This window comes from Nostoc cf. edaphicum LEGE 07299 (assembly GCF_015207245.1).
GTDB classification, from domain to species: Bacteria; Cyanobacteriota; Cyanobacteriia; order Cyanobacteriales; family Nostocaceae; genus Nostoc; species Nostoc edaphicum_B.
On record NZ_JADEXF010000428.1, the window covers coordinates 1 to 4,564 of the forward strand.

Here is a 4,564-nt window from a genome sequence, read left to right on the forward strand (position 1 = left end):
GACAGGGTTACGACCCCGTAAAACAAGAAACATTTTATCGGGCTTTAGGCGGTGGTGTCGAATTTGGCGAAACCAGCCACGCCGCCTTAAAACGGGAATTTCAAGAGGAAATTCAAGCAGAGTTAACGAATATTAAATATTTAGGTTGTATAGAGAACCTGTTTACATTTAATGGTAGGCAAGGTCATGAAATTATTCAGCTTTATCAATGTGACTTTGCTGATTCAAAATTTTATCAACTGGAAAGTTTAGTTTTTTCAGAATCACCACATCATAAACATAGAGCGTTATGGATAGATATCTCTCGCTTGAAATCTGGAGAATTCAGATTAGTGCCTGAAGTATTTTTTGAATATTTATAAATAATATTATGGAAGTTTACTAAGATTACTTTGCTGTTAATTATGTTACTGCACTCAGTAAAGACACAATATACTGGTTGAGACTAACGCCCTCCCGTTCAGAAGTCTCAGCTAAACGTCGATATAAAGATTTCGGCATCCGTACTAGTAGTTTACCGCTATAGCTATCGTTACTACTTGGTAAGGGAATATTATCATCGGCTTCATAAGCTGTCTCAATCCACAATTCCCGCGCCTCATTGAGATTTGCCATTGTCTCTTCAAGGGTTTCGCCTTGGGTAAGACATCCAGGTAAATCTTTAATTTTAGCTACATATCCTTCCTCTGGGTCGGGGTAAAGTGTTACAGGGTACTGAAGATTTAAATAATATTCTAAGGATGGCTTCTCAATCTGCTGGTTCTTCTGGTTCAGTGTCTTCATCAATCCACTCTTCTAAATTTAATAGTTCAACTATTTGCTATACGCGATCGCACTGTGTCGCTATAACTGAGAAAGCAACTTGTTATACTCTGTGTGTGAACCAAGCCAAAACCAAATAACGGTATCTCCATCTAACTGTCCAACCGCTCGATAATTTTTGCTAATCCGTGCTGAATAAATTGGTAGTTCTGGATGTACTTTTTTGAAGCGCAAGCTTGGATGGCTCGGATCTTGTTTGAAAAGGCGGTATGCTTCACGGGTTTGCTCTTGAACTTGCTCAGGTAGATCAGCAAACCTTTGACGAAACTGAGCGGTTATACGTGACTTCACAATGTATCTGGATCTAACTCTTGGGTTTTACCTGCACAGTATTCAGCCATTGCCTCGGCTGCAAGTTTGGCAAGTATGTCTGGAGAACGGGCAAAAGCTTCATCCCAAAGGCATTCATCTTCTAGTTCTGCCAAAATCATCGCTGCGATCGCATCTTGTTCATTGGCAGGCAAATTTTTGAGTTTGGCGATCGCTTGTTCAAGTAGCTCTGTCATGGCTGTTAATCATTACGAAAGTCATACTATAAATTATCTCTGCTTACACTCTTTTGGGGTTGTTAGGGTACGCGCTTGAGGTGAGAGCAAAGCGCAAGTAAAGACTGTCCCCAACAAGTACGTACAGATTACCAATACATTCATCTATATCTGACGAGTTCAACGGCTTTATATTGCTAGCCAGCGTAGATCACATTACGTTGGTTAGTCAATAAGAGAGCTATTTATTGCGCCAATGTCCTTCAACATGAGTTCCATCTTTACGACGATAACCTTGAACATAGACTTTTCCACTTGAGTTACTTGATGAATTACTACCCCAAAAGTTATTCGTAGCCAAATCATCAGCAGTTCCTTGATCGCGACTTCAACTGGCAGCTTCTGGGGAACAATGATCAGTCCTGGACTATAATTGCTTCTGATGAACTTGGCAAACTCTGATGGCATTGTTTTAAGATCATGGCTGACGAGGATACGTTCCTGCTGTGCTGCGATCGCCAATACTTCAGAATCTTTTACACCTTTTAATTCAGCAGCGTTGGCTGTTTGGAAGTTAATCCAGCGTTCTTGTCGCCGAACTCCCGTAACGATCGCTTGATTCAAATCAACATCGGCTTGGTAGCTAATATTGTAGCTATTCACGATTCTACCTGTTGTCTTGCTGCCTTGGCTGCCATAAGCTTGTTGTACAAAGCAGGATCGGCGGTTTGTAGTGGTTGAGGCATACTGTCAAATGCTGCTGACTCGGCTTTTAGATAAGCATCAATATCAGCACGATTGGCTAGATAAAACGCTATGTAAGATTTAGCTGTTCCAACTGACATAAATTTGTTTTGACTCTACTTATAAAGTTAAACTAACGTCGGCTCTGGAATCGCACCTTGCATTCTCCCAAAAGCATCAATCAAATTCTGCAATTGTTGATCTGCTTTAAAAACTCCTAACCCGCGCACCGTCACTTTACCTGGAGAATACACAAAGCGCGTCTTGAGATTGTCTGGTAGATTCGCCGCCAATAAATTCCAAGCGGGTTCCTCCATTGGTGTTTCTAATACAACGTGCTGCTTTTGTTCTGGCTTAATCCGGCTAAATCCGAGTTTTTTTGCTAGCTGTTTGAGTTCCATGACTCGCAAAAGTTGATTTGCCGACACTGGTAAAGTACCATAGCGATCGCTCCACTCGGCTGCAATCTGCTTTAATTCTGATTTAGATTTAGCTGTAGCCACCGCCCGGTATGCACTCATCTTTTGATCCAAATCGGTAATATAATCTGCTGGGATAAACGCCGTCAGGTTAAGGTCAATCTGGGTATCCTCCACTTTCGGAATTTCTTGTCCTCGGATTTCCCGAATTGCTTCTTCCAGCATCTCCATGTATAAATCAAAACCGATGGCATCCATTTGACCGGATTGTTCTGCACCTAACAAGTTACCCACGCCTCTAATTTCCATGTCGCGCATTGCTAGCTGATACCCAGAACCTAACTGAGTAAATTCCTGAATCGCTCGTAATCGTTGCCGTGCCGCATCAGATAATGCCCGTTGCTTCGGATAAAATAACCAAGCATGAGCTTGAATACCTGCACGTCCCACACGACCACGTAATTGATACAGTTGTGCTAATCCAAAACGGTGAGCGTCTTCAATTAAAATGGTGTTGACTCGTGGAATATCTAAGCCAGATTCAATAATTGTCGTACAAACGAGGATATCTGCGTCGCCATTACTGAAGGTGAGCATGGTTGATTCTAACTCGCTTTCATCCATTTGACCGTGAGCGATCGCAAACCTAGCTCCCGGTATCACTTCTCGTAAATTGGCTGTTGTCTCTTCAATTCCGTCTACTCGTGGAACTACGTAAAATACTTGTCCGCCTCTGTCTAATTCTTGACGAATTGCAGTGCGGATACTTTCGGAATTTATTGGCGATAGATGGGTTTTAATTGGTCGTCTAGTTGGGGGTGGCGTGGTAATCAAACTCATTTCCCGAATCCCCGACAAGGACATATATAAAGTCCGGGGAATGGGAGTCGCGGAGAGGGTAAGCACATCCACTTGAGTTTTCAAGCTTTTAATTTTCTCTTTCTGGTTGACCCCAAAACGCTGTTCTTCATCTACTACCAATAGTCCTAAATCCTTGAATGATACGCCTTTACCTAAAATTTGGTGTGTACCAACCACTACATCTAATTCACCCGTTGCCAATCGCTTTTGAATATCGCGGCGTTCTTCAGCAGACCGAAAACGGTTGAGCAAACCGACATTTACAGGGTACGGTGCAAAACGTTCTTTGAGTGTATGGTAATGCTGCTGTGTTAAAATAGTTGTCGGCGCAAGGAGTGCCACTTGTTTACCGGCGGTGACTGCTTTAAAAACAGCACGAATCGCCACTTCCGTCTTCCCAAAACCGACATCGCCACAAACTAAACGATCCATTGGGCGATCGCTTTCCATGTCGCGTTTTACATCTTGTACAGCTTTGAGTTGATCCGTCGTGGGTTGGTAGGGGAAAGAATCTTCTAATTCTTCCTGCCAAGGCATATCACCTGGAAAGCTGAAACCTTGTTGTTGCGATCGCGCTGCATACAGTTTCAACAAGTCCACCGCCAATTTTTTAATTGCTTTGCGGACTTTATTCTTGGTATTTTCCCAAGCTTTACCAGTCATCCGATTGAGTTCCGGTGCTTTATCACCTCCGGCGCGGAACCGAGATAAAGCACCGACTTGATCGGCCGCAACTCTTAATAATCCATCAGCATACTGCACCACCAAATAATCACGGGTTTCGTCATTAATCGTTAAACTCTCCAGCTTGACAAATTTGCCAACACCATGATTTCTGTGAACTACATAATCACCTGGACGTAGCTTATTGGGATCAACTTGTTTAGAAGTAGCTTTGTGGCGCTTGCGGATATAGCCGGGAGTCGCCAAAGAATGCTGGCCAAAAAATTCCCGATCTGTAACGATTACTATTCGGTACGTAGGCAAGATAAAACCTTCTAGTTCCGCAAGCCCAGAATATTTTAGAGCTATAGGAATATGATTGATTTGCAGCTTATCTATTGCTTGGTAGTCGCGGGGATTGGGGATAAATTGAGCAGGACAATCATGTTCTTGCAATAGCGAGACAGAACGGGAAGGTTGAGCAGAAAGCAGCCAGATCGAAAAATTGCGATCGCGTTCTTGGCGGATAGTTTCAGCTAGTTTAGCAAACTGGTGCGGCGTGACTGGAAC

The 4,564-nt window shown here is 43.0% G+C and carries 7 protein-coding genes; 1 reads left to right on the plus strand and 6 read right to left on the minus strand.

Annotated features, from left to right (window positions below; genetic code table 11):
* The coding region (locus IQ229_RS14060; protein ID WP_194044675.1) for an NUDIX hydrolase at positions 1–362 on the plus strand (362 nt) is incomplete at its 5' end.
* 40 nt (positions 363–402) lie between these two features.
* On the opposite strand, the gene IQ229_RS14065 is transcribed toward IQ229_RS14060, so the two are convergent.
* From IQ229_RS14065 to mfd, 6 genes are all read right to left on the minus strand, one after another.
* Positions 403–783 carry a type II toxin-antitoxin system HicB family antitoxin gene (locus tag IQ229_RS14065; RefSeq protein ID WP_194044677.1) on the minus strand — a complete coding sequence of 127 codons (381 nt, stop codon included), beginning with the start codon at positions 781–783 and terminating at the stop codon, positions 403–405.
* Positions 784–843: 60 nt separating this feature from the next.
* The gene (locus tag IQ229_RS14070) at positions 844–1,113 is read right to left on the minus strand and encodes a ParE family toxin-like protein (protein ID WP_194044679.1); all 270 of its coding nucleotides are present in this window, start codon (positions 1,111–1,113) and stop codon (positions 844–846) included.
* Complete coding sequence (locus tag IQ229_RS14075; RefSeq protein WP_194044683.1) at positions 1,110–1,328, minus strand: hypothetical protein; 219 nt, start codon at positions 1,326–1,328, stop codon at positions 1,110–1,112. The genes IQ229_RS14070 and IQ229_RS14075 overlap by 4 nt, the downstream gene beginning before the upstream one ends.
* A 204-nt stretch (positions 1,329–1,532) precedes the next feature.
* The gene (locus tag IQ229_RS14080) at positions 1,533–1,970 is read right to left on the minus strand and encodes a DUF5615 family PIN-like protein (protein WP_194044685.1); all 438 of its coding nucleotides are present in this window, start codon (positions 1,968–1,970) and stop codon (positions 1,533–1,535) included.
* Entirely contained in the window at positions 1,967–2,152 is a 186-nt protein-coding gene (locus IQ229_RS14085) for a hypothetical protein (RefSeq protein ID WP_194044688.1), read from the minus strand. Before IQ229_RS14085 ends, IQ229_RS14080 begins: the two co-directional genes overlap by 4 nt.
* A gap of 27 nt (positions 2,153–2,179) precedes the next feature.
* On the minus strand, positions 2,180–4,564 hold a 2,385-nt coding region (gene mfd, locus IQ229_RS14090), incomplete at its 5' end, for a transcription-repair coupling factor (protein ID WP_194044687.1).